This window comes from Streptomyces sp. NPDC048211 (assembly GCF_043202315.1).
In the GTDB taxonomy this organism is placed as follows: domain Bacteria; phylum Actinomycetota; class Actinomycetes; order Streptomycetales; family Streptomycetaceae; genus Streptomyces.
On the sequence record NZ_JBIDAD010000001.1, the window covers coordinates 178,958 to 202,293 of the forward strand.

At 71.9% G+C, this 23,336-nt stretch carries 20 protein-coding genes; 6 read left to right on the plus strand and 14 right to left on the minus strand.

Going from position 1 to position 23,336, the window contains the following annotated elements:
- The first annotated feature begins 27 nt into the window (after positions 1 to 27).
- From ACGFZA_RS00805 to ACGFZA_RS00820, 4 genes are all read left to right on the plus strand, one after another.
- The gene (locus tag ACGFZA_RS00805; RefSeq protein WP_393676279.1) at positions 28 to 1,260 is read left to right on the plus strand and encodes an outer membrane lipoprotein carrier protein LolA; all 1,233 of its coding nucleotides are present in this window, start codon (positions 28 to 30) and stop codon (positions 1,258 to 1,260) included.
- Positions 1,261 to 1,355: 95 nt separating this feature from the next.
- Positions 1,356 to 2,309, plus strand: coding sequence for an ATP-binding cassette domain-containing protein (locus ACGFZA_RS00810; protein WP_385274886.1), 954 nt, complete (start codon positions 1,356 to 1,358; stop codon positions 2,307 to 2,309).
- On the plus strand, positions 2,296 to 3,186 hold the full coding sequence (locus tag ACGFZA_RS00815) for an ABC transporter permease (protein WP_385274883.1): 891 nt from the start codon (positions 2,296 to 2,298) through the stop codon (positions 3,184 to 3,186). The genes ACGFZA_RS00810 and ACGFZA_RS00815 overlap by 14 nt, the downstream gene beginning before the upstream one ends.
- Positions 3,187 to 3,383: 197 nt before the next feature.
- Positions 3,384 to 3,983: a TetR/AcrR family transcriptional regulator gene (locus tag ACGFZA_RS00820; protein WP_385274880.1), complete on the plus strand. Its 600-nt coding sequence runs from the start codon at positions 3,384 to 3,386 to the stop codon at positions 3,981 to 3,983.
- A gap of 48 nt (positions 3,984 to 4,031) precedes the next feature.
- Here ACGFZA_RS00820 and ACGFZA_RS00825 read toward each other — a convergent pair whose 3' ends face one another.
- Positions 4,032 to 4,841 (minus strand): HAD family hydrolase, encoded by an 810-nt coding sequence (locus ACGFZA_RS00825; RefSeq protein ID WP_393676283.1) that lies wholly within the window; start codon positions 4,839 to 4,841, stop codon positions 4,032 to 4,034.
- Positions 4,842 to 5,107: 266 nt separating this feature from the next.
- Positions 5,108 to 5,887 (minus strand): NAD(P)H-dependent oxidoreductase, encoded by a 780-nt coding sequence (locus tag ACGFZA_RS00830; protein ID WP_393676285.1) that lies wholly within the window; start codon positions 5,885 to 5,887, stop codon positions 5,108 to 5,110.
- Between the two features lie 144 nt (positions 5,888 to 6,031).
- Between ACGFZA_RS00830 and ACGFZA_RS00835 the strand changes: the two genes are divergently transcribed.
- Positions 6,032 to 6,883 (plus strand): helix-turn-helix transcriptional regulator, encoded by an 852-nt coding sequence (locus tag ACGFZA_RS00835; RefSeq protein ID WP_393676287.1) that lies wholly within the window; start codon positions 6,032 to 6,034, stop codon positions 6,881 to 6,883.
- Positions 6,884 to 7,008: 125 nt separating this feature from the next.
- On the opposite strand, the gene ACGFZA_RS00840 is transcribed toward ACGFZA_RS00835, so the two are convergent.
- From ACGFZA_RS00840 to ACGFZA_RS00865, 6 genes are all read right to left on the minus strand, one after another.
- The gene (locus ACGFZA_RS00840) at positions 7,009 to 7,467 is read right to left on the minus strand and encodes a VOC family protein (protein ID WP_385274867.1); all 459 of its coding nucleotides are present in this window, start codon (positions 7,465 to 7,467) and stop codon (positions 7,009 to 7,011) included.
- Positions 7,448 to 8,134, minus strand: a complete 687-nt coding sequence (locus ACGFZA_RS00845; protein ID WP_393676289.1) for a class F sortase — start codon at positions 8,132 to 8,134, stop codon at positions 7,448 to 7,450. The genes ACGFZA_RS00840 and ACGFZA_RS00845 overlap by 20 nt, the downstream gene beginning before the upstream one ends.
- Positions 8,131 to 9,624, minus strand: a complete 1,494-nt coding sequence (locus ACGFZA_RS00850) for a hypothetical protein (RefSeq protein WP_393676291.1) — start codon at positions 9,622 to 9,624, stop codon at positions 8,131 to 8,133. Before ACGFZA_RS00850 ends, ACGFZA_RS00845 begins: the two co-directional genes overlap by 4 nt.
- 56 nt (positions 9,625 to 9,680) lie before the next feature.
- Positions 9,681 to 11,231: an FAD-dependent monooxygenase gene (locus tag ACGFZA_RS00855; protein ID WP_393676293.1), complete on the minus strand. Its 1,551-nt coding sequence runs from the start codon at positions 11,229 to 11,231 to the stop codon at positions 9,681 to 9,683.
- 60 nt (positions 11,232 to 11,291) lie between these two features.
- A complete protein-coding gene (rarD, locus tag ACGFZA_RS00860; RefSeq protein WP_385274855.1) occupies positions 11,292 to 12,269 on the minus strand; it encodes an EamA family transporter RarD in 978 nt (325 codons plus the stop codon).
- Between the two features lie 252 nt (positions 12,270 to 12,521).
- Positions 12,522 to 13,382: an SDR family oxidoreductase gene (locus ACGFZA_RS00865; RefSeq protein WP_393676295.1), complete on the minus strand. Its 861-nt coding sequence runs from the start codon at positions 13,380 to 13,382 to the stop codon at positions 12,522 to 12,524.
- Between the two features lie 110 nt (positions 13,383 to 13,492).
- Between ACGFZA_RS00865 and ACGFZA_RS00870 the strand changes: the two genes are divergently transcribed.
- Positions 13,493 to 13,885, plus strand: coding sequence for a winged helix-turn-helix transcriptional regulator (locus ACGFZA_RS00870; protein ID WP_393676297.1), 393 nt, complete (start codon positions 13,493 to 13,495; stop codon positions 13,883 to 13,885).
- A gap of 39 nt (positions 13,886 to 13,924) precedes the next feature.
- Here the strand turns inward: ACGFZA_RS00870 and ACGFZA_RS00875 are convergent, their stop codons facing one another.
- The 6 genes from ACGFZA_RS00875 to ACGFZA_RS00900 form a co-directional block, all read right to left on the minus strand.
- On the minus strand, positions 13,925 to 15,880 hold the full coding sequence (locus ACGFZA_RS00875; protein WP_393676299.1) for an APC family permease: 1,956 nt from the start codon (positions 15,878 to 15,880) through the stop codon (positions 13,925 to 13,927).
- Between the two features lie 165 nt (positions 15,881 to 16,045).
- Positions 16,046 to 17,104: a 2-oxoacid:ferredoxin oxidoreductase subunit beta gene (locus tag ACGFZA_RS00880; protein ID WP_385274843.1), complete on the minus strand. Its 1,059-nt coding sequence runs from the start codon at positions 17,102 to 17,104 to the stop codon at positions 16,046 to 16,048.
- Positions 17,097 to 19,052 (minus strand): 2-oxoacid:acceptor oxidoreductase subunit alpha, encoded by a 1,956-nt coding sequence (locus tag ACGFZA_RS00885; RefSeq protein ID WP_385274840.1) that lies wholly within the window; start codon positions 19,050 to 19,052, stop codon positions 17,097 to 17,099. The genes ACGFZA_RS00880 and ACGFZA_RS00885 overlap by 8 nt, the downstream gene beginning before the upstream one ends.
- 451 nt (positions 19,053 to 19,503) lie before the next feature.
- A complete protein-coding gene (locus tag ACGFZA_RS00890; RefSeq protein WP_148022109.1) occupies positions 19,504 to 20,163 on the minus strand; it encodes a response regulator transcription factor in 660 nt (219 codons plus the stop codon).
- A gap of 213 nt (positions 20,164 to 20,376) precedes the next feature.
- The gene (locus ACGFZA_RS00895; RefSeq protein ID WP_393677580.1) at positions 20,377 to 21,732 is read right to left on the minus strand and encodes a sensor histidine kinase; all 1,356 of its coding nucleotides are present in this window, start codon (positions 21,730 to 21,732) and stop codon (positions 20,377 to 20,379) included.
- 319 nt (positions 21,733 to 22,051) lie between these two features.
- Entirely contained in the window at positions 22,052 to 23,254 is a 1,203-nt protein-coding gene (locus tag ACGFZA_RS00900; protein WP_393676302.1) for a sensor histidine kinase, read from the minus strand.
- Positions 23,255 to 23,336 lie beyond the last annotated feature (82 nt).

Consider the following 23,336-nt stretch of genomic DNA (forward strand, 5'->3'; position numbering starts at 1 on the left):
GCCGCCGACCACGGAGGTAGGGCACACATGGCACCGAACGACAGCGCAGGCACCAACGGCACGGCAGCGCCCGGCACCACGGGTGCCGTCGCGGGCCGCCGGAAGGCGGTGCGCTACATCGTCCCGTTCGCGGTGGCGGGGGTGGCGGCCGCGACGATCGGCCTGGTCCCGGCGCTCGCGAACTCGGGAGACCCCGATCTGCCGGAGATCACCGCGCAGGAACTCATCGAGAAGATCGCCGCCTCGGACACGCAGCAGCTCTCCGGCACGGTGAAGATCAGCACCGACCTCGGCATCCCCTCGCTGGGCGGCCTGGCCGGCTCCTTCCTCCCGGACGGCGCGGGCGACAAGGGCTCGGCGAGCGCCGACCCGCAGACCAGGCTGACGGAGCTGGCGTCCGGCACGCACACCCTCCGGGTGGCCGCCGACGGCCCCGACAAGCAGCGGGTGTCCATCCTGGACGACGCCTCCGAGTACAGCCTGATCCACAACGGGGACCAGGTCTGGGCGTACGACAGCAAGTCGAACGCGGTCTACCACGCGCAGAACGCCGGGAAGGCACACGACAGGGCGGGCAAGGAACAGGCCGCCCCCGACGGCGTGCCCACCACCCCGAAGGCCCTGGCGGAGCAGGCGCTGAAGGCCGCCGACGGCACGACGTCCGTCACGGTCGACGGCACCGCGCAGGTCGCCGGGCGCGACGCGTACCGGCTGGTCATCAAGCCCGAGCAGAGCGGCTCCACGATCGGCTCGATCACCGTCGCGGTGGACGCGGAGAACGGCGTGCCGCTCAAGTTCACCCTGCGGCCCAGCAGCGGCGGCAAGGCGGTGGTCGACGCCGGGTTCACCTCCGTCGACTTCGGCAAGCCCGACGCCTCCTCGTTCTCCTTCACCCCGCCCAAGGGCGCCGAGGTGACCGAGGCGGACGAGGCGAAGGAGCACGGGAAGGCCGAGGCCGAGAAGGCGCGGGGCGACCTGGGCGCACTCGACGGCATGAACGTGATCGGCAAGGGCTGGAACACCATCGCCGAGATCAAGACCCCCGGCGGGGCGGCCCTCCCGTCCGCCGAGTCGGGCGACGTACCGGCCGGGGCCCAGCAGTTCCTGGACGCCCTCGGCGACAAGGTCACCGGGAAGTTCGGCTCGGGCACGGTCTTCAAGACCCGCCTGGTCAACGCCCTGATGACGGACGACGGCCATGTGTACGTCGGCGCGGTCACCAAGGACGCGCTGGTGAACGCGGCGAACAACGCCGGCTGACACCACTTCGCACGCGGTCCCGTGCACCGGCACCGCCCCGTCCCGCCGTAGCCTCCGTACGGCGGGGCGGGGCGGGCGCGATCTGGGGAGTAGACATGACAGGGGCCGACACCGCGCCCGTGATCGAGACGCAGGGGCTCACCAAGCGCTACCGGGGCGGCCAGCTCGCCGTCGACGGGCTCGACCTCACCGTCCCGGGCGGCAGCGTCTTCGGCTTCCTCGGGCCCAACGGCTCCGGGAAGACCACCACGATCCGGATGCTGATGGGCCTGATCGACCCGACGTCCGGCACCGCGGCCGTCCTGGGCCACCCCATGCCGGGTGCGGCCCGTACCGTGCTGCCCCAGGTCGGGGCGCTCATCGAAGGCCCCGCGCTGTACGGGTTCCTGAGCGGCCGGGACAACCTCGTGCGCTACGACCGCGCCGACCCCACCGCCGACCCCCGCACCCGGAACGCCCGCGTCGGCGACGCCCTGGAGCGGGTCGGACTCGCCGCCGCGGCCGGCAAGAAGGCCAGGGCGTACTCGCTGGGCATGAAGCAGCGCCTCGGCCTGGCCGCTGCCCTGCTCCGGCCCCGCCGGCTGCTCGTCCTGGACGAACCGACCAACGGCCTGGACCCGCAGGGCATGCGGGAGATCCGTGCCCTGGTCCGGGAGCTGGCCGCCGAGGGCACCACGGTCTTCCTCTCCTCCCACCTCCTCGACGAGATCGAGCAGATCTGCACCCACGCGGCGGTCATGGCCCGGGGCCGGCTGATCACCCAGGGGCCCGTCGCCGACCTCGCCGCCGGCACCCTCGGGCGGCTCGCCGTCACCACGCCGGACCCGGCCGACGCCGCCCGCGTCCTGAAGGAGCACGGGATCACCGGCATCACCCTGGACGGCGACCGGGTCCGGGCCGACGCCCCCGACGGCTCCGTCGAGCTCGCCGACCTGAACGCCGCCCTGGTCGAGGCCGGGGTCCGGGTCCGGTCCTTCGGCGTCGAACGGGCCTCGCTGGAGGACGCCTTCGTCGCACTCACCGGAGAGGGATTCGATGTCGCAGGCTGAACTCGCCTCCGTCCGGACCGCTGAGGTCCGGCGCAATCCGCTGTGGACGCTCGGCATCCTTCGCTCCGAACTGACCACCACGCTGCGCCGATGGCGCACCCTCGCCCTGCTCGGCGTGCTGGCCGCCGTCCCCGTACTGATCGGGATCGCGGTCCGCATCGAGACGGCCGACGGTTCGCCGACCGGTCCCGGCGGGGGCGGGGGAGGGCCAGCGTTCCTCTCCCAGGTGACCAACAACGGCCTCTTCCTGGTCTTCGCCTCCCTCGCCGCGACCCTTCCGGTCTTCCTCCCGATGGCGGTGGGCGTCGTCGCGGGCGACGCGATCGCGGGCGAGGCCAACGCGGGAACGCTGCGCTACCTGCTGGTCGCGCCCGCCGGCCGGACCCGGCTGCTGCTCGCCAAGTACGCCTCCACCCTGGCCTTCTGCCTGGTCGCGACCCTGGTCGTGGCGGCCTCCGCACTCGCCGTGGGCGCGTTGCTCTTCCCCGTCGGCGAGGTCACGACGATCTCCGGGACCCGGATCGGCTTCGGCGAGGGGCTGCTGAGGGCGGGGCTCGTCGCGGTGGCGGTCGCGGCGTCGCTGATCGGCTTCGCGGCGCTCGGACTCTTCGTCTCGACCCTCACCAACAGCGGGATCGCGGCCATGGCGGCGACGGTCGGGGTGCTGATCACCGTGCAGATCCTGGACACCATTCCGCAGCTGAGCGGGATCCATCCGTATCTCTTCCCGCACTACTGGCTGTCCTTCGCGGACCTGATGCGCGCCCCCGTCTACTGGGACGAGGTGCTGAAGAATTTGGAGCTGCAGGCGCTGTACGCGGCGGTGTTCGGCTCTGCGGCGTGGGCCAGGTTCACGGCGAAGGACATCACCGCCTGACGGGAGCGGCTCCGATGGCCGTACCGTCGGCCGGCGAGCCGTCCCCCGATCGGCTCGTCGCGGCACGAACGGCACGAACGGTGCGAAAGGTAAGGAACGAGCCGACACGGTACGTTCCGTTTCCCGCCTGAGCATTGTTCGACTTCTGGCGACGGACTGTCAACAAGGATTGGCGCAAACAGACCTATGCTCACCGAATGATCACATCGCCGAGTTCGCTGCGCCGGAGCGAGAGCTCCCGCAGGGCGACGCTGGAGGCCGCCCTCGATCTCTGCACGGAGAAGGGGTACGGCCGCGTCACGGTCGAGGCCATCGCGGCCCGGGCCGGTGTCAGCAAGAAGACGATCTACCGCTGGTGGCCGTCGAAGAGCGCGGTGCTGCTGGAGGCGTTCACGGAGGCGCTGACCATCGCCACGCCGTTCGCCGACACCGGCGACATCGCCGAGGACCTGCGCGCGCACGTGGCGGGCGCGGTGAAGTTCCTGGCCGAGCCGCCCTTCGGCCCCGCGTACGCCGGCATACTCTCCGAGCTCCACCACGACGAGGAGTTGGCCGAAACGGTCCGCACACAACTGATCGACCCGCGCTTCGAGGCGGCGGTCGGCCGGATGCGCGGAGCACAGGAGCAGGGCCAGATCCCGCCGGGCGCGGACCTGCGCCTCGCGGTGGAGATGCTGTACGGCCCGGTCTACTACCGCCACGTCCTGCGCAAGCCGATGCAGGACGCGCAGACGGTGACGGCCCTGGTCGGGCACGTGCTCCGGTCGGTGGGGGCGCGGCTGGCGCCGGAGGCCTGACGGGCGGCCGGTACCCCACCGCGCGGCCGGGCCTTACGCGGCGGAGGGTCAGCCCCCGAAGACCCGCTCAAGGACGACCGCTATCCCGTCGTCCTCGTTGGACAGGGTCACCTCGTCGGCCGCCGCGCGCAGCTCCGGATGGGCGTTGGCCATGGCCACCCCGTACCCGCAGCGATGGAACATCGGCAGGTCGTTGGGCATGTCGCCGAAGGCGATCGTGGCGGCGAGGTCCACGCCCAGCTCCTCGGCGGCCAGCGCGATCCCGGCGCCCTTGTCGACCCCGTACGGCTGGAGCTCGACCGTCCCGGGCCCGGAGTGCGTCACGGTGGCCAGATCCCCGACGACCGCCCGTGCCGCGGCGGCGAGCGCGGCGTCGCCCAGCTCGGGGTGGCGGATGAGGACCTTGACGACCGGCGCCGCCCACAGCTCGCCCCGGTGCCGGGTGCGCTGTGCGGGCAGGGAGGCGTGCGGCATCCGGTACCCCGGCTCGATCAGCGTGCGCCCGTCGGCCCCGTCCTGATCGACGGCGGCGAAGACGGTCCCCACCTGGGCCTCGATCTTCCCGAGTGCCGCGTCCGCCGCCTCACGGTCGAGCGTGACCGCCCGGACGGTGCGCCGCGCCCCGGCGTCGTACAACTGCGTCCCCTGCCCGCAGACGGCGAGCCCTTCGTACCCCAGCCCCGCCAGCAGCTCCCGCACGCCCGGTACGGGCCGCCCGGTCACCACCAGGTGCCGGGCCCCGGCCGACGCGGCCAGACGGAGCGCGGCGCGGGAACGGGGGCTCACGGTGTCGTCCTGGCGCAGCAGAGTGCCGTCCAGGTCCGTGGCGACGAGGGAGTACGCGGGCGGGAAGGGCATGGGCCAAGACTAAGGACAGGTCCTGCTCGTCCGGGTCCCGGGCGCTGAGCCGGTCCAGACGCGCCGGTCGCCGTCGAGCTCCACGGAGTCGAGGAGGATGCGGTCGTGGAGCATGAGGACGAGCTCGCCGGCAGTGCCCCGGGCGGAGGCGTCGGCCGCGCCGGGACCGGCGCCGGGCCCGGGCAGGCGGGTGGCCCGTGCGCCTTCGGCGGAGAGCGACAGGTTTCCGCGTGCGCACCGTCCGGCGGGAGCGCCGGCGCACGAGGTCAGCCGCGCACGTGCAGGCCGAAGCCCGCGCGGCCCGCCGGCTCCAGGCCCTCCTTCAGGTGAAGCGAGGGGATCTCGTAGTCACCGAAGTTCTGCCGCCGGAACGCGATCGGTTCGGTCGACTCCAGCGTGAGCAGGCGCTGCTCCCAGGCCTTGGCGGCGTCCGGGAAGTCCTCTCCGGTCATCCGGTCGGTGCCGTAGAGCACGAACGGCGGCAGCACCTCGATGCCCGGGTAGTAGAGGATGCCGTGCTGGATCGGGAACAGCAGGTCGTCGATGGGACCGTTGATCCCGCGAGCGGCGTAGTGCGACTCCTGGCCGCCGACCGTCACCGACAGCAGGGCCCTGCGGCCGGCGAGCGTGCCCTCGCCGAAGCGTTCGCCGTACTTGGAGTCGCTGTGCTCACCGACGCCGTACGCGAAGTGGAAACTGAACACGCGGTCCACCCAGCCCTTGAGGATCGCGGGCATCGAGTACCACCACAGCGGGAACTGGAAGATGACCGTGTCGGCCCAGAGCAGCTTCTCCTGCTCGGCGCGCACGTCCGCCGTGAGCGTCCCGGCGTCGAAGGCCCGGCCCGAGTCCCGGGCGACCCTCAGGGGGCTGGAGGCGTCGGGGCCGTAGTCCGAGGCGTCCACGGCCGCCTTCCAGTTCATGGCGTACAGATCGCTCACCCGTACCTCGTGCCCGGCGGCCTCCAGGGTGGACACCGCGAGGTCCTTGAGCGAGCCGTTGAGCGACTTCGGCTCCGGGTGGGCGTGGACGATCAGCGTCTTCATGGGATGTCCTTCGGATCGGGTGTCGGTGCCTCCGATTCAAGACGTCCGGGCGTCCGGTGTTCAGGGGCGCCGCTTCCGTAGGACCGGACTTCCTGGTACCGGCAGGGCCACCTTCCCGGGCGGCACCGAGGCGATACTGGAGGAATGGACGATCTCGCGGGCTTTCTGCGGACCCGGCGTTCCCGGGTCGACCCGTCGGCCGTCGGCATCCCCACCGACAGCCGCCGCCGCGTCGAAGGGCTGCGCCGCGAAGAGGTCGCCCACCTGTCCGGAGTCAGCGTCGACTACTACGTACGCCTGGAACAGGGCCGGGCGACCCAGCCCTCCGAGCAGGTCCTCGACGCGCTCGCCCGGGTGCTCGGCCTCGACGGGACCGAACGGGAGCACCTCCACCGGCTCGCCCGGCAGCGCCGCCGCCGCGTGAAGGTGCCGGGCGGGCGGGTGCGGCCGGAGGTGCTGCGCGTCCTCGACCTGGTCGTCGACGCTCCCGCGCTGATCATGGACCACCGCTTGGACGTGCTGGCCGGGAACCGCCTCGCCGGGCTCCTCTACGGCCGGCCGGTGCCGGGTCTGAACACCGCCCGGCACCTCTTCCTGGAGGAGACCGAGCGCGGCCTCTACGCGGACTGGGAGAGCTGCACCCTCGACGCGGTCGGGCATCTGCGTCTGGCTGCCGGCAGGTATCCCGAGGACCCCCGCCTGGCCTCCCTCATCGGCGAGCTGGCGATGGGCAGCGAGCGCTTCCGCCGCCTCTGGGCCCGCGCGGACGTGCGCGCCCGCACCCATGGGCGCAAGGCGTACCGGCACCCGCTGGTCGGACTGCTGGAACTGCACCAGGAGAACTTCGCGCTGCCGGACGAGTCGGGCATGGAACTGCTGGTGCTGTCCGCGGCCCCCGGCAGTCCCGCCGAGGACGGACTGCGCCTGCTCGCGGGCCTGGGCGCGGACGGCGGTGACGCGCGGCCGTCGGTGGACGCGCGCCGGGCCCGGGACTGAGGACCTCCCGCGCCAGCGGCCGTCGCCGGGTCCGCGCAGGCCAATGACTCGGGCGACGCCGTGGAGCAAGCCGCTGACCTGCGGCGGCGCCCCTCGTGCGCGAGGTCGTCAGGGGCGGACCCAGGTCACTGCACGCAGAACTCGTTGCCCTCCGGGTCACTGAGCACCGTCCACGTTCCGCCCGGCTCCGCCACCTCGCGGAGCACCTTCGCGCCCAGCCCCTCTAGCCGGGCCACTTCCGCCTCGCGGCGCTCCGGTCCGGCGTGCAGGTCGAGGTGGAGCCGGTTCTTCACGGTCTTGGGCTCCGGTACGCGCTGGAACAGCAGCCGCCGCCCCAGTCCCGTCCCGCTCTCCGCCTCGTGGGGGTCGTCCGGGTGCCGCACTGCGGCCAGGTCCAGCCAGGCCCGCCGTCCGTGCGCGGTCGTCGTGATCGCCTCCGGTACGGCTCCGAGGCCCAGGAGGCGTTCGACCAGGGGGCTGTTGTCCTCGATCTCGTAGCCGAGGGCCGCCGACCAGAAGCCTGCCTGGGCGTGCGGGTCGGCGGCGTCGATGACGACTTTCCAGTCAAGAGTCATGGGGGACATTCTCGCCCGGAACGGTGGATTCCGGGGGATGGACCGAGACCAGGCGTGCGAAGGCCACCACATTCGACTGATAGCCGCCCGCGGCCGGGTCGTAGGCGCCGCCGCAGGTGAGGAGGCGGAGCTGGGCGTCCTCGGACGGGCCGTAGACGCGGGTGCTGGGGAAGTCGCTCTTCTCGAACTCCTCGACGGCGTAGACACGGAAGGCCGCGACCGTCCGGTCCGCCCGGCGCACGCCGACCGTCGCGCCGGGGCGCAGCGTGTCGAGTCCGGCGAAGGCGGCCGGTCCGGTCGGGGTGTCGACGTGGGCGACCACGATCGCGGTGCCCGGGGATCCCGGGGTCACCCCGTCCCGGTACCAGCCCGCCAGGTTGCGCTCCGCCGGGTCGGGTACGCCGAGCTTGCCCCGGCTGTCCAGAGTCAGGTCCACCAGGGGCGCGCTGACTCCGAGTCCGGGGATGTCGACGCGGACGGGGCGGGCGGCGGCCGTGGGCTTCGCGGGCGACGCGGCGGCGCCGGACCGGGGTGCGTCGGGGGTGCGGGGCTCGGTCAGGGGGGAGCCCAGGAGCAGGACGAGTGCCGCCGCGGCGGCCGGGACGAGCCCGGCCGCCGCGATCAGGCGCGGGAACGGCCGCCATGAGGGCCGTTCCCGCTGGGTGCGGGCGCTCAACCGCGCCGGCGCCGGACCGTGCGGAGCCCGCCGAGAGCGGCGCCCGCCACTGCCAGCAGCCCGGCCGCCCCGGCGGCCGCCAGGCCCGTACCGGAGAGGCCGGTGGAGCCGGTGCCGGTCAGGGCGGTGGAGCCGTCGCCCGCGTCGACCGGGCCGTTGGGCATCGGGCCGTTGCCGTGGCCGCCGCTCCCGTTGCCGTGGCCGCCGCCCCAGTGGCCGTTGCCGTGACCGCCGCCGTTGCCGTGGTCGCCGCCCGGCGGGGTCGGCTTGGGGTGATGGGTCCGGGTAGGGCTGGGCGAGGGGCTGGGCTCCACGTCCTCGGCCGTGATCAGGGTGCGGTCCGTCGCGCTGACGCCGGTGCGCTGCGGCCCGTCGACACCGGCGATGGTGACGGTCAGTTCGGTCGTCACGTCGAGCGGGCCGGTGGGCGCGCCCTCGGCGGCGGCGAGGGTGAACGCGGCGCCCGCCTTTCCGCCCGGCTCCAGCGTGCCGCCCGCCCGGAGGTTCGTCCGCAGCTCGCCGATGAGCGTCCCGTCCGTCCCCTGGGTGAGGGGGACTTCGGCGCCTTCGGACATGACGGTGAGCTGGTCCGCGTGGAGACCCGCCGGCCCCTTGAGGGTCAGACGGGTCCCGATGCCCGGGTACTGCGGGCCGTCCGCCGGGTCGGAGTAGGAGGCGTCGGCCGGGCGGGGGCCGTCCCCTGCCCGGATCTCCTCGGGCACGGTGAGCGCGGCCGTCGCCTTGCCGGTGACGGCGAAGTCCCAGATGGTGCCGTCGGCCGTGATGTTGTCGACGTACGTGTTCAGCCGTCCGTTCGCCGCGTCGCCGAGCCGCCCGATGTTGGCGATCACCCCGTACGCCCCCTCGCACTCCGCGATGAAGTGCGACAGCGGGGCGTTTCCGCCCGCCGGAATGCCCACCACGGCGTTCGAGGTCCGCATCACGGAGTCCCCGGTGAACCGGTACTTCTGCCAGGTGTCCGGCTTCAGTGCCGCGCCCTGCTCATCGGTGTTGTCGCCGGGCTCGAACGACAGGGTGGTGAACCCGCCGCAGGAGGCGGGGAGTTGCAGGTTGGCGCCGATGTCGGTGGCGCTGGAGCCCTCGCTGGAGGTGTACGCCCAGTACGAGATGCCCGCGTCCAGCAGCGGCTGCAGGGGCTTGGGCGTCCACGTCGCGTTGAAGTAGTGGGCGGCCTGGGCCTGTTCGCCCGGGCCGATGGCCAGGTGCAGGCTGCCGTTGAGGTGGACCGGGTCGGGCTTCGGGGAGACCTCGTGGATGCCGGGGTCCCGGTCGGGGGTCGTTTCCTGGAGCCGGAACCAGGGGCCCGCCGGGCCGAGGCCCGACGGGTGGACGGTCTGCACCGTGTCGTCCGCGCCCGCGGTGGGAGCGATCCCGCAGGCGAGGAGCGTCAGGGCGGACAGAGCGGCGGTGGTGGTCGCGGTGCGCAGGAGCGTGCGTGACGTCCCGGAGGTGCGCAGGGGTCGGGTCATAAGTGTGAGGAAAATATAAACTGTGCGTCAAGGATGGATTACCCACGGTGACGCGCTCAAGCTCGCTCCAATGCCGCAGCACTCAGGTACTCCCCGATCGCCCGCAGTTCGCCGGGCGGGGCGATCAGTCCGACGTGGTTGTCCGGCCGGACGAGGACCAGGAGGTCCTCGTCCGGCGCGATGCCGTACGCCGAGCGGGCGTGGCCGCCGTCATCGGCCAGGCCGTGCGCGTCGTCCACGTCCACCCCGTACGCGCGCAGTTCGCCCGCGTACGCGGCCGATGCCTCCCGCAGCGCGGGTGCCGTGCCCGCGCCGAAGCCCAGGAGGGTGAAGTGCGGCCCGGTGAAGGCCTCGAACAGCCGGCGGGGGGCGCCGCCGGCCAGGTCGCGGCAGGGTGCGTCCGGGGCGCGGTCGCCCGCGCGCAGCAGGGCCGTGGCGCCGAGGCGGGCCAGCGAGCTCCAGGGGTAGCCGTCCCCGGGGTTGCGGGTCTGCGGCGTGACCGCCGTGTCCAGGCCGCCGCCGGGCTTCTTGATCGCCTCCATGGTGGCCCGCAGCCGCTCCGCGCTGAGGTCCAGGACGCCGGCCGCGACGGGCAGCCGCTCCTCCTCGTACGTGTCGAGCAGGGCGGGGTCCGCCTGCCCGGAAGCGACCCGGGCGAGCTTCCAGCCGAGGTTGTACGCGTCCTGGATGCCGGTGTTCATGCCCAGCCCGCCCGCGATCGAGTGCACGTGCGCGGCGTCACCCGCGAGGAACACCCGGCCCACGCGGTAACGGTCCGCCATGCGCTCGTTGACCCGGTAGGTGGAGAGCAGCTCCGCCTGCGACAGCAGGGTGCCCGGCAGGCCGGTGTGCTTGGCGAACAGTCGCTGGAAGCTTTCCAGCGACGGGGGTACGGGGGCGCCGGACCCGTCGGTCTCCGGGCCGGCCTGGAACCACCAGCCCGACCGGGTGCCGGGAATCGGGCAGAGCATCACGGCGCCGTCCTCGTCGAACCACTGGTGCCAGAATCCGCGGTCCGGCCCCTCGGCCTCGACGTCGCCGCAGACCATCATCTGCGTCTCGTCCGTCTTTCCCTCGAACGGGATGCCGAGCAGTTTGCGCACCGCGCTGTGGCCGCCGTCGCAGCCGACGACGTACCGCGCCCCGATCTCCCCGCCGTCGGCGAGCGCGGCGGTCACGGACGTGTCGTCCTGTGCCAGTCCCACGAGTTCGCGGCCGAGTCCGACCCGTACGCCGTACGTCGCGAGCCGGTCCCTCAGGATCTCCTCCAGCCGCCACTGCGCCACCGTCCGGGGCCGGGCGTACGGGGAGTCCGGTGTCGGGTGCACGTCCGCGAAGGGGGCGGCGTCGGCGATCGCCACCCCGCCCCGGTACTTGCGCATCGGCAGCGGCGCGGAGCCGGCGGCCAGCACCTCCTCGACGACGCCGAGGTCCTCCAGGACCTCCAGCGAGCGCGCGTTGGGGCCCTTGGCCCGGGAACTGCGCGGGAACTGCGGGGCCTTGTCGATGATCGTCACATCGACGGCCCGCCGGGCGAGATCGATGGCCAGGGTCAGTCCGGTCGGCCCGGAGCCGACGATCAGCACCGTGGTCGGGGATGTGGGCATGCGTGCTCCTCGGTTGCGTCCGTGGATCCCAAGGGAAACGCAACCGAGTTAAAAAAGCAACTAGGTAATGATCTGGGTGGGGGTCGGAGTCTCCGTCGTCACCGGGGCGGCCTTCTTCGCCGCGGCCAGTCGTGCCGCCTGCGCCTGCGCCCTGGTGCGCCGCGACGTCCGCAACGCGTCCCAGGTCAGCAGCGTGAGGGCGAGCCAGACCAGCCCGAAGCCGGCCCACCGCTCCGGGGGCATCGCCTCGTGGAAGTACACGATTCCGAGGACGAACTGGAAGACCGGCGCCAGGTACTGCAGCAGGCCGAGGGTGGAGAGCGGTACGCGGATCGCCGCCGCCCCGAACAGGATCAGCGGGATCGCCGTCACCAGGCCGGTCGCCGCGAGCAGCGCCGCATGGCCGGCGCCCTCGGAGGTGAAGGTCGACTCGCCCTGCGTGCCCAGCCACACCAGATAGCCGAACGCGGGCACGAACAGCACGGCGGTCTCGGCGGTGAGCGACTCCAGGCCGCCCATGTTGACCTTCTTCTTCACCAAGCCGTACGTCGCGAACGAGAAGGCCAGGACCAGCGAGATCCACGGCGGCTGCCCGTAGCCGATCGCCAGCACGAGCACCGCGGCGACGCCGGTGCCGACCGCCACCCACTGCGCCGGGCGCAGCCGCTCACCGAGGAGCAGGACACCCATGGCGATGGTGACCAGCGGGTTGATGAAGTAGCCGAGGGAGGCCTCGACGACGTGTCCGTTGTTCACGGACCAGATGTACAGCCCCCAGTTGACGGTGATCACAGCCGCGGCGACGGTGATCAGCCCCAGCTTCTTCGGCTGCCGGACCAGTTCGCCGATCCAGGACCAGCGGCGCAGGGCGAGCAGGGCGATGCCGACGACGCCGAGGGACCAGACCATGCGGTGGGCGAGGATCTCGACCGCACCGGACGGCTTCAGCAGGGGCCAGAAGAGCGGAACGACGCCCCACAGGCCGTAGGCCGCGATGCCGGACAGGAGTCCCGCCCGCTCTTCGTTCTTTCCCTTCACGGGCCCCTCCTGGCAGGTGTCGGTCGACGACTCCGTCAACCTGACGAAGGTAGCGCCGACCGGGCCCGGTGTCATTGCCGTATCGCCAGACGGTCATGACACCGGGACCCGGACCCGGGCGGGCTGTGTGTCCGAGTGCCTGCGGGGGCGGGTGGTGCGCCCGGACTCGGACGCGGGGCCCGGGCGCACGGGTGCGTGCCGGGGGTGCGTGGTGTGCCCGGGTCCGGGCGTGGTGTGCGCCCCGGTGATTGATTACTGGGCGGCGACCGCCGCGGCGACCGTCTCGGCGAGGGGAGTCGTCGGCCGGCCGATCAGGCGGGTCAGGTCGCCGCTGGTGCCGGCCAGCAGTCCGCGCCGGATGCCCTCGTCCACGTCGGTGAGGATCGCCGCGAAGGCCTCGGGCACACCGGCGCCGACCAGGATCTCCTGGTGGGCGGAGGCCGGGACGTCCTTGTAGACGATCTCCTTGCCGGAGGCCCTGGCGATCTCGGCGGCGTAGTCCGCGAGCGACCAGGCCACGTCCCCGCTCAGCTCGTAGGCCCGGCCGAGGTGGCCCTCGCCGGTCAGCACGGCCACGGCCGCGGCCGCGTAGTCGGCGCGGGAGGCGGAGGCGATCCGGCCCTCGCCCGCGTTGGCCACGACGGCCCCGTGGGCCAGCACGGGGGCCAGGTTCGCGGTGTAGTTCTCCGTGTACCAGCCGTTGCGCAGGAAGGTGTACGGCAGGCCGGAGTCGAGGATCAGCTGCTCGGTCACCTTGTGCTCGGCCGCCAGCTGGACGTCCGCGTCGGGGCCGCCCAGGATGCCGGTGTACGCGAGCTGCGCCACGCCCGCCGCCTTCGCCGCGTCGATGATCGCGGTGTGCTGGGCGACGCGGCTGCCGACCTCGCTGCCGGAGATGAGCAGCACCCGGTCACCGGCCCGGAAGGCCCCGGCCAGCGTCTCGGGGTGGTTGTAGTCGGCGATCCGAAGCTCGACGCCGCGGGCGGCGAGGCCGGCGGCCTTGTCCTTGTCGCGGACGACGGCGGCGATGCCGTCGGCGGGGACGGTGGTCAGCAGCTGCTCCATGACGAGGCGGCCGAGCTCTCCGGTGGCTCCGGTGACGACGATGCTCATGGGGTGTTTCTCCTCTTTAGATGCTCATGCTTCTGTTCGTGCGTTCTGGTACTCACCTTAGGGGTGGCGCTAACTAAAGGAAAGTACCCACTTTGAGGTAAGGTACTGGCATGAGCGTAAGCAACCTGGAGCGACCGGCCGCTGTACGGGAGCCGATGTGCCCGTCCCGGCTGGTGCTCGAACACGTCACCAGCCGCTGGGGCGTCCTCGTGCTCGCTGCCCTGCTGGAGCGCTCGTACCGCTTCAGTGAGCTGCGCCGCGAGGTCGGCGGCGTCAGCGAGAAGATGCTGACGCAGACGCTCCGGACCCTGGAGCGGGACGGATTCGTGGACCGGGACGCGAAGCCGGTCATCCCGCCCCGGGTCGACTACACCCTCACCGAGCTGGGCCGGGAGGCCGCCGAGCAGGTGTGGGCCCTGGCCCGCTGGTCGGAGCGGAGCCTGGACGCGGTGGACGCGGCCCGCACGGCCTACGACGCGCAGAAGGACGGCCGCACCGGCTGAGCGGTCACGGCCCGGGCAGCCGGTGCGGCCCTCCGGACGTCAGACCGTCCGGTGCCGGCGCCGCTCCTCCAGCGCCCGCAGCTCCCGCGAGACGTCGTAGGGCAGGATGGTCACCACGACGTGCGGCAGTTGCGCCAGCGTCTTCGCCATCTTCTCGCCCGTGCCCCGGTGCAGCATCTTGCCGAGCGGATTGCTGTACGTACGCCGGGGCACCAGGACCGTCAGCCAGGTGTCCCCGTCCTCGGTGGTGCGGTGCGCGAGCTCCTTCATCGCATGGCGCAGACGCCGGTCCGGGCAGTTCACCAGAGCCAGCGCCACCGAGGTGGCGGCCGTCGCCTCCCAGCGGGCGGCCAGCCGCCCGGCGTACGCCTCGTCGATCGCGAAGTGCACCGCCCGGATCTCGTCGGGGCGCAGCTCATGGGCGTAGCGCAGGGCCTTCAGCGTCGCCAGGTCGAGCGTCTCGACGAGGACCATGACCAGATGGTGCCGAAAGTCGGCCCGGTCCGCGCCCGGGGCCTGGATGCCCTGGAGCACGGCGGCCTCGCGCCGGTACTCGCGGTTGATCCGCGTCAGCGCCCACACCCCGATCGGGAAGATCACCACGACCAGCCAGGCGCCCTCGGTGAATTTGGTGACGGCGAAGATCAGCACGACGGCGGCCGAGGTCGCCGCGGCAAGGCCGTTGAGCGCGATCTTCCCCCTGCGGTACCGCTCCCGGCGCCGCAGGTGGTGGACGGTGAGTCCGGCCCCCGCCATGGTGAACGCGGTGAACACGCCGATCGCGTACAGCGCCACCAGCTTGTCCACGCTCGCCCCGGTCGCCAGCAGCAGCGCCAGTGAGACGACGGTCAGCGCGATGATGCCGTTGGAGAACGCGAGGCGGTGCCCTCGCCGGGTCAGCACCCGCGGCAGGAACCGGTCCTCGGCGACGAAACTGGCCAGGTAGGGAAAGCCGGTGAAAGGGGTGTTGGCCCCGGTGTAGAGGACCAGCGCGGTCGCCAGCTGCACGAAGACCAGCCCGGCCGTGCCGAGCACCCCGTCGCCGAAGGCGAGATGGGCCTCCTGCGCGATGACGGTCGGTGTGCCGTCGGTGTACGGGACGGCATGGGTGTAGTGCGCCAGCGTGGAGACGCCGAGCACGAGGATGCCGAGGATCACGCTCATGGTGATGAGGGTGAGGCGGGCGTTGCGGCCCTGGGGCTCGCGGAACGCGGAGATGCCGTTGGAGATCGCCTCCAGCCCGGTGAGCGACGAGCCGCCGTTGGCGAACGCGCGCAGCACGATGAAGAGCGAGGCGCCGTAGAGCCACCCGTCCTGCGGGGTGCCGAGCGGCACGACCCCGGCGGCGTGCAGATCGGCGTGCGGCAGTCCGCCGGTCAGCCCGCGCAGCGCGGCGGCGATCAGGATCAGGCCGACGGCGGCCATGAAGAGGTAGGCGGGCAACGCGAAGAGGCGCCCCGCCTCGCGGACCCCGCGCAGGTTCCCGTACGCGAGGATCAGGATCACGGCGACCGAGACCGGCAGCTGGAGGTGGTCCAGGCCGGTGAAGCCGCCCCCGGCCAGATGGGCGAGCGAGATGAGCGCGTTCGTGCCGGCGGAGACCTGCACGGCGACGGTGACGATGTAGTCGACCAGCAGCGCCACGGCGGCGATCTGCGCGACGTTCGGCCCGAAGTTCTCCCGGGCGACGACGTACGACCCGCCGGCCCGCGTGTAGATCGTCACCACATCGCTGTAACAGAGCGTCAGAAGCACCAGGACCAGGAGGATCGCGAAGGTCACCGGCATGAGGAGCGTGAACGCGGCGGCGCCCACGACGGGCACGAGGACCCGGAGCATCTCCTCGGAGCCGTACGCGGACGAGCTGATGCAGTCGGATGCGAGCACCCCGAGCGCCGTCCGGTTGCTCAGCTTCTCGTCACTGATGTGCTCGGTGGTCAGCGGTGGGCCGAGCAGATGTCGTTTGACGCGGTACGCCGGACGGTCCAGAGCCATGGCCACATGGTGCGCGGCGGTGGGCCGGTGCGCGGTCCGGCATCACCGGACACTCCGGAAGACTGCCCGTTCGGCGACGCGGTGCGGCCCCGGAGACAGGTCCCCGGGGCCGCACCGGCCGTTCCTGTACGAGGGGCTCCCCGAGCCTCTCGTCAACGAAGGCCCCTAGCCGATGACCGTCCAGTTGTCGTTGCCCGCGAGCAGCGCGCCGAGGTCGCCCTTGCCCTGCTGCTCGACGGCGGTGTCGAGCTGGTCGGCCATGAGGGTGTCGTAGACCGGCCGTTCCACGTCGCGCAGCACCCCGATCGGGGTGTGGTGCAGCGTGTCCGGGTCGGCCAGCCTGCTGAGCGCGAAGGCGGTCGTCGGCGACGCCGCGTGCGCGTCGTGGACGAGGATCTGCGACCGGTTCTCCTCGGTGACCGCGACCACCTTCAGATCGCCCGTCAGGGAGTCCCGTACGACGCCCTTGGAGTCGTCCGTGCCGAACAGGACCGGCCGGCCGTGCTCCAGGCGGATCACCGCCTCCTGGGCCCGGTCCTTGTCCTTCAGGACCTCGAACGCGCCGTCGTTGAAGATGTTGCAGTTCTGGTAGATCTCCACCAGTGCCGTACCGGGGTGGTCGGCCGCCGCGCGCAGCACGCTCGTGAGGTGCTTGCGGTCGGAGTCGACGGTACGGGCGACGAACGAGGCCTCTGCGCCGATGGCGAGGGACACCGGGTTGAAGGGTGCGTCGAGCGAGCCCATCGGTGTCGACTTGGTGATCTTGCCGACCTCGGAGGTGGGGGAGTACTGCCCCTTGGTGAGGCCGTAGATCCGGTTGTTGAACAGCAGGATCTTCAGGTTCACATTGCGGCGCAGCGCGTGGATGAGGTGGTTGCCGCCGATGGACAGCGCGTCGCCGTCACCGGTGACCACCCAGACGCTCAGGTCCCGCCGGGAGGAGGCGAGTCCGGTGGCGATGGCCGGGGCGCGGCCGTGGATCGAGTGCATCCCGTAGGTGTTCATGTAGTACGGGAAGCGGGAGGAGCAGCCGATACCGGAGACGAAGACGATGTTCTCCTTCGCCAGTCCGAGCTCGGGCATGAAGCCCTGCACGGCGGCGAGGACCGCGTAGTCACCGCAGCCGGGGCACCAGCGCACTTCCTGGTCGGACTTGAAGTCCTTCATGGACTGCTTGGCCTCGGTCTTCGGCACCAGCTGGAGGAGTTCGTTGGTCTCAGGCATCGATGGCCTCCTGGAGGGCCGTCGCAAGCTGCTCGGCCTTGAACGGCATGCCGTTGACCTGGTTGTAACTGTGCGCGTCCACCAGATACTTGGCCCGGATGAGCGTGGCCAGCTGCCCGAGGTTCATCTCGGGGACGACCACCTTGTCGTAACGCTTCAGTACCTCGCCGAGATTCCGCGGGAACGGGTTGAGGTGGCGCAGATGGGCCTGCGCGATCGTCTGCCCGCCGGCGCGCAGCCGGCGGACGGCGGCCGTGATGGGGCCGTACGTCGATCCCCAGCCGAGCACCAGGGTCTTCGCCTCCGCCGGGTCGTCGACCTCCAGGTCCGGGACCTCGATGCCGTCGATCTTGGCCTGGCGGGTGCGGACCATGAAGTCGTGGTTGGCGGGGTCGTAGGAGATGTTGCCGGTGCCGTCCTGCTTCTCGATGCCGCCGATGCGGTGTTCGAGACCGGGCGTGCCCGGGACGGCCCAGGGGCGGGCCAGGGTCTGCGGGTCGCGCTTGTACGGCCAGAAGACCTCGGTGCCGTCGGCCAGTTCGTGGTTCGGACCGCCGGCGAACTGGACGCGCAGATCCGGGAGTTCCCCGACGTCGGGGATGCGCCAGGGCTCGGAGCCGTTGGCCAGGTAGCCGTCGGAGAGCAGGAACACCGGGGTGCGGTAGGTCAGGGCGATCCGGGCGGCGTCGAGCGCGGCGTCGAAGCAGTCCGCCGGGGTCCTGGGGGCCACGATCGGGACCGGGGCCTCGCCGTTGCGCCCGTACATCGCCTGGAGCAGGTCGGCCTGCTCGGTCTTGGTCGGGAGCCCGGTGGAGGGGCCGCCGCGCTGGATGTCGATGATGAGGAGCGGGAGTTCGAGGGAGACGGCCAGGCCGATCGTCTCGGACTTGAGCGCCACACCGGGGCCGGAGGTGGTCGTGACCGCCAGGCTGCCGCCGAACGCCGCGCCGAGCGCGGCACCGATCCCGGCGATCTCGTCCTCGGCCTGGAAGGTGCGTACGCCGAAGTTCTTGTGCCGGGACAGTTCGTGCAGGATGTCGGAGGCCGGGGTGATCGGGTACGAGCCCAGATACAGCGGCAGATCCGCCTGCCGGCCCGCGGCGATCAGGCCGTAGGACAGGGCGAGGTTCCCCGAGATGTTGCGGTAGGTGCCGGTGGGGAAGGCGTGCGTCGCCGGGGCCACCTCGTAGCTGACCGCGAAGTCCTCGGTGGTCTCCCCGAAGTTCCAGCCGGCCCGGAACGCCGCCACGTTCGCCTCGGCGATCTGCGGCTTCTTGGCGAACTTGGCCCGCAGGAACGTCTCCGTGCCCTCGGTCGGCCGGTGGTACATCCAGGAGAGCAGCCCGAGCGCGAACATGTTCTTGGAGCGCTCGGCCTCCTTGCGGGAGAGCCCGAACTCCTTCAGCGCCTCGATGGTGAGCGTGGTCAGCGGCACCGGATGGAGGTTGTACGCCTCCAGCGAGCCGTCCTCCAGCGGGCTGGTCTCGTAACCCACCTTCGCCATCGGCCGTTTGGTGAACTCGTCGGTGTTGACGATGATGTCGGCGCCGCGCGGCACATCGGCGATGTTGGCCTTGAGCGCGGCCGGATTCATCGCCACCAAAACGTTCGGCGCGTCGCCGGGCGTCAGGATGTCGTGGTCGGCGAAGTGGAGCTGGAACGAGGACACGCCCGGCAGGGTTCCTGCGGGGGCGCGGATCTCGGCGGGGAAGTTCGGCAGCGTCGAGAGGTCGTTCCCGAAGGACGCGGTCTCCGAGGTGAACCGGTCACCCGTGAGCTGCATGCCGTCTCCGGAGTCACCCGCGAAGCGGATGATCACCCGGTCCAGGCGGCGGATCTCTTTCTCGCCGGTGCCTGCTGTTGCGGACTGGGGGGCACGCTGTCCCCCTACGAGTGCCTCACTGGCCTCGTCGGCCTGTTCGGCTGGGCTACTGACCTGGCTGGTCACTTACTGGACCTCCCTCGGCGCGGTGGCTCGGAACCATCCGGCCCGCCGGCGGTCCCCAGCCCCACCCTACGTCTGTAAGGGTCGCCTACCTGGGGCCGATCACATGATGGACGGCCTTTTGAGACGCTTTTCGGTGCTGTTCCGTCATGATTCACCAGCCGCCCGGATCCCCGGCGGACCCTCGCTGGAGACATTCGGGGGTGAACCGTCGGTTCCGCTCGTTCACGCCCGCCCGCACCCCTCCCCGGGCCGGACGAGGACGTCTCGTCCGGCCCAGGGAGCAGCCCGGGCGGCCATTATCTGACAGGGTGTCAGATAATGGCGTGCGGCATCAGGGGTTCAGGTAGGTCGGAGGTTCAGGTAGGTCAGGAGCGTCTGACAGGTCGGGAGTTCGGACAGGTCGGGAGTCCGGGCCGGTCAGGGGCTCTGGCCGGTCAGGGATTCGCGCCGGTCAGGAGTTCAGATAGGTCAGGACGGCCAGGACACGCCGGTGGTCGCCGTCGCTGGGAGACAGCCCCAGCTTCAGGAAGATGTTGCTGACGTGCTTCTCCACCGCGCCGTCGCTCACCACGAGCTGCCTGGCCACCGCCGAGTTCGTCCGCCCCTCCGCCATCAGGCCGAGCACCTCGCGCTCACGCGGCGTCAGCCCGGCCAGCACGTCCTGCTTCCGGCTGCGGCCCAGCAGCTGCGCCACCACCTCGGGGTCCAGCGCGGTGCCGCCCTGGGCCACCCGGACCACCGCGTCGACGAACTCGCGGACCTCGGCGACCCGGTCCTTGAGCAGATATCCCACGCCCCGGCTGGACCCGGCCAGCAGCTCGGTGGCGTACTGCTCCTCGACGTACTGCGAAAGGACCAGCACCCCGATCCCGGGATACTCCTTGCGCAGCCGCACCGCGGCCCGTACGCCCTCGTCGGTGTGTGTCGGCGGCATCCGCACATCGGCGACCACCACATCGGGCAGCGCGTCCTGCCCGGCGAGGTCGCCCACCGTCTTGATCAGCGCTTCCGCGTCGCCGACCCCCGCGACGACGTCATGCCCGAGATCGGTCAGCAACCGGGTGAGTCCTTCCCGGAGCAGTACCGAATCCTCGGCGATGACTACGCGCACCCTGTCCTCCACCACGACGCTGAATCCCCCACTGTTCGCTCGTTCACTCGTCCGCTGTCCCGCCCGTATGCCGTCCAGCATCCCAGTACCGGCAGTGACGCCGCGAGCCTTCGCCGAGTTGCGTCGTGGCGGGCCGGCCGCGGGACGGACCGAAACGGCCGGTCGCCGGGCGGACCGGTGTACGGTCCGCCCGGCGACCGGGCACGGGAGAGGTCAGCCACGCCACGGCAGCTCGGCCGTGACCTTCGTCGGACCGCCCGCGGGGGACTCGACGACGAGGATCCCGTCCACCGCGTCCAGCCGCTCGGTCAGCCCGGCCAGACCGCTGCCCGCTGCCAGGTCGGCGCCGCCGCGGCCGTTGTCGGTGACCTGGAGCATCAGCCGGTCCGCCGTCCGCCACACGTCGACCGAGGCGCGGGTGGCACGGGCGTGCTTGCTGACGTTCTGCAGCAGCTCCGAGACGGTGAAGTAGGCGATGCCCTCGATGGCCTGCGCGGGGCGGGAGGACAGGTCCACCTCGACCGTGACGGGGACGGTGCAGCGGGAGGCGATGGCGGAGAGTGCGGCGTCCAGGCCCCGGTCGGTGAGGACGGCGGGGTGGATGCCGCGGGCCAGGTCGCGGAGTTCCTGGAGGGCGACCTTCACCTCACCGTGCGCCTCGTCGACCATTCTGGCGGCGGCCTCCGGGTCGTCGGTCAGCTTTTCCTTGGCCAGCCCCAGGTCCATGGCGAGGGCGACGAGCCGGGCCTGGGCGCCGTCGTGCAGATCCCGTTCGATGCGGCGCAGGTCTGCGGCGGCCGTGTCGACGACCACCCCGCGGTCCGACTCCAGCTCCGTGACACGCGTCGCCAGGCGCGACGGGCCCAGCAGCCCGGCCACCATCAGCCGGTCCACCGCGGCCAGACCGCGGATGATCCACGCCGTGACGAGGACGAGGACGAGCCCGAAGGCACTGGTCAGGGCGAGTTCGACGGACGAGTCCAGGTAGACCTGGTGGGTGGCGTCCCCGTACAGCTGCACTCCCTCGACCCCTGTGTAGGTGGGGAAGACCCAGTGCCACAACGGGTACGTGAGGGCCGCCCAGCCCCACGCCCACAGGGACAGCGAGACGCTGAAGGCGAAGACCGCCCACGGGAAGTGCAGCAGCGCGTAGAGCAGGTGCCGCCAGGACACCCCGCTCTTGAGGACCGCCCCGACCCAGGACATCAGACCGCCGGTCCGGCCCCGCACCGGTGCGGGATCGGCCACGTCCAGCTTCAGCAGGCCTCGCGCCCGGGCCCGCTCCAGCGCGCCGAAGCCGCGGCACGCGGCCAGGCCGGCGGCCAGGACCGGGATGCCCAGGAAGGTGATCAGCAGTCCGGTACCCACCGAGGTCATGGTGATCGCGAAGACGAACAGCACGATGCTGATCGGCAGGCTCAGCATCAGGTAGCCGAACTCGCGCCAGGTCCTGGCCTCGACCGGGGCGCGCAGCGCGGGCGGCAGGACGTGCTTCGCCCCGAGGCGGCCCTCCGGACCGCTACCCGACCGCTGGGGGGTCCGTGTGTCCGGTCCGTATGCCGTGGCCATGGGTTCCGTCCGTTTCTTCCGCTTCGGCTTCTGCTGCATCGGCTTCTGCTTCGCCTGCTCGGTCTGCTGCGTCTGTTCCATCGGGCCCACGGGCGTCCGGCCACTGGCCACCGGGCCCGCGGGTCTGCGGCCACCGGGCCGGCGGGTCCGGGGTGTCTGCTTCAAGAGTGCTGGGCCGGGCGCCTGCGCACCATGAGGGCCGTATCCCTGTTGGGCCGGGGGTTTTCCCCACCCCACCGCACCGCACCTCCGCCTCCGCCTCCGCCTCCGCCTCCGCCTCCGGTCCCGGTCCCGGTCCCTGTCCCGCCGGCCGTCGGGGTCAGGCCGTTCGGGCGCCCGCCGCGGTCTTCTCGCTCTCCCGGTCGCGCCAGGGCAGCTCCGCGGTGACGGTCGTCGGGCCGCCGTCCGGGGAATCGAGGACGAACAGTCCGTCGACGGCCCCGAGCCGCTCGGCGAGCCCCGCCATCCCCGTACCGCCGTCCATCGAGGCCCCGCCCCGGCCGTCGTCGGTGACCTGGATCAGCAGCCGGTCCGCCGAGCGCCACACGTCGACGGACGCCGCACGCGCCCCGCTGTGCTTGCTGACGTTCTGCAGCAGCTCGGACACGGTGAAGTAGGCGATGCCCTCGATGGCCTGCGCCGGCCGCCCCGGCAGATCCACCCGGACCGTGACGGGGACGGTGCAGCGGGAGGCGATGGCGGAGAGTGCGGCGTCCAGGCCCCGGTCGGTGAGGACGGCGGGGTGGATGCCGCGGGCCAGGTCGCGGAGTTCCTGGAGGGCGACCTTCACCTCACCGTGCGCCTCGTCGACCATTCTGGCGGCGGCCTCCGGGTCGTCGGTCAGCTTCTCCTTGGCCAGCCCCAGACCCATGGCGAGGGCGACGAGCCGGGCCTGGGCGCCGTCGTGCAGATCCCGTTCGATGCGGCGCAGGTCTGCGGCGGCCGTGTCGACGACCACCCCGCGGTCCGACTCCAGCTCGGCGATCCGGCGCTCCAGCTCGTCGGAGGGCGACAGCAGCCCGCGGACCATGCCGCGGTCGGCGTTGGTCATCAGCCGCGCCATATAGGGGAGCACCGGCCACAGGACGAAGAGACTCACGAGCGTCACCGCGAACGTGACCACGCCCCAGGGCAGCCGTATGAAGCAGTACAGCACCGCGCGCCAGCCGACCGGGTCCTTCAGACTCGACCACAGCCAGGCGAAGAACCCCTCCTCCCGGCGGACCCCGGTCATCGGGCTCGGCTCGTCGATCCGCAGCCCGAGCAGCCCCCGCGCCCGGCCCCGCTCGGCCCGCCCCAGCAGCCGGGCCCCCTTGAGCCCCAGCGCCAGCAACGGCAGACCGATCACCGTGACCGCGAGCCCCACACCGATGGAGACCATCAGCACGGTGTAGACGAATCCGGCAACGGCCATCGGGAGATTGGCGAGGAGATGCGCGATCTCCTTCCACGTCCACCGGTCGAAGGCGGAGCGGACAGGGGGCGGCCCGTCGTGGTCGGGTACCTGGGGGCTCGTGGTCATGCGTCCAGCCTGCCGGGCCCGGCCTCCCGACGCCATGGGGCTCGTGGGTGGGGGCGCAGTAGGGATATCCCTACCAGTTGCC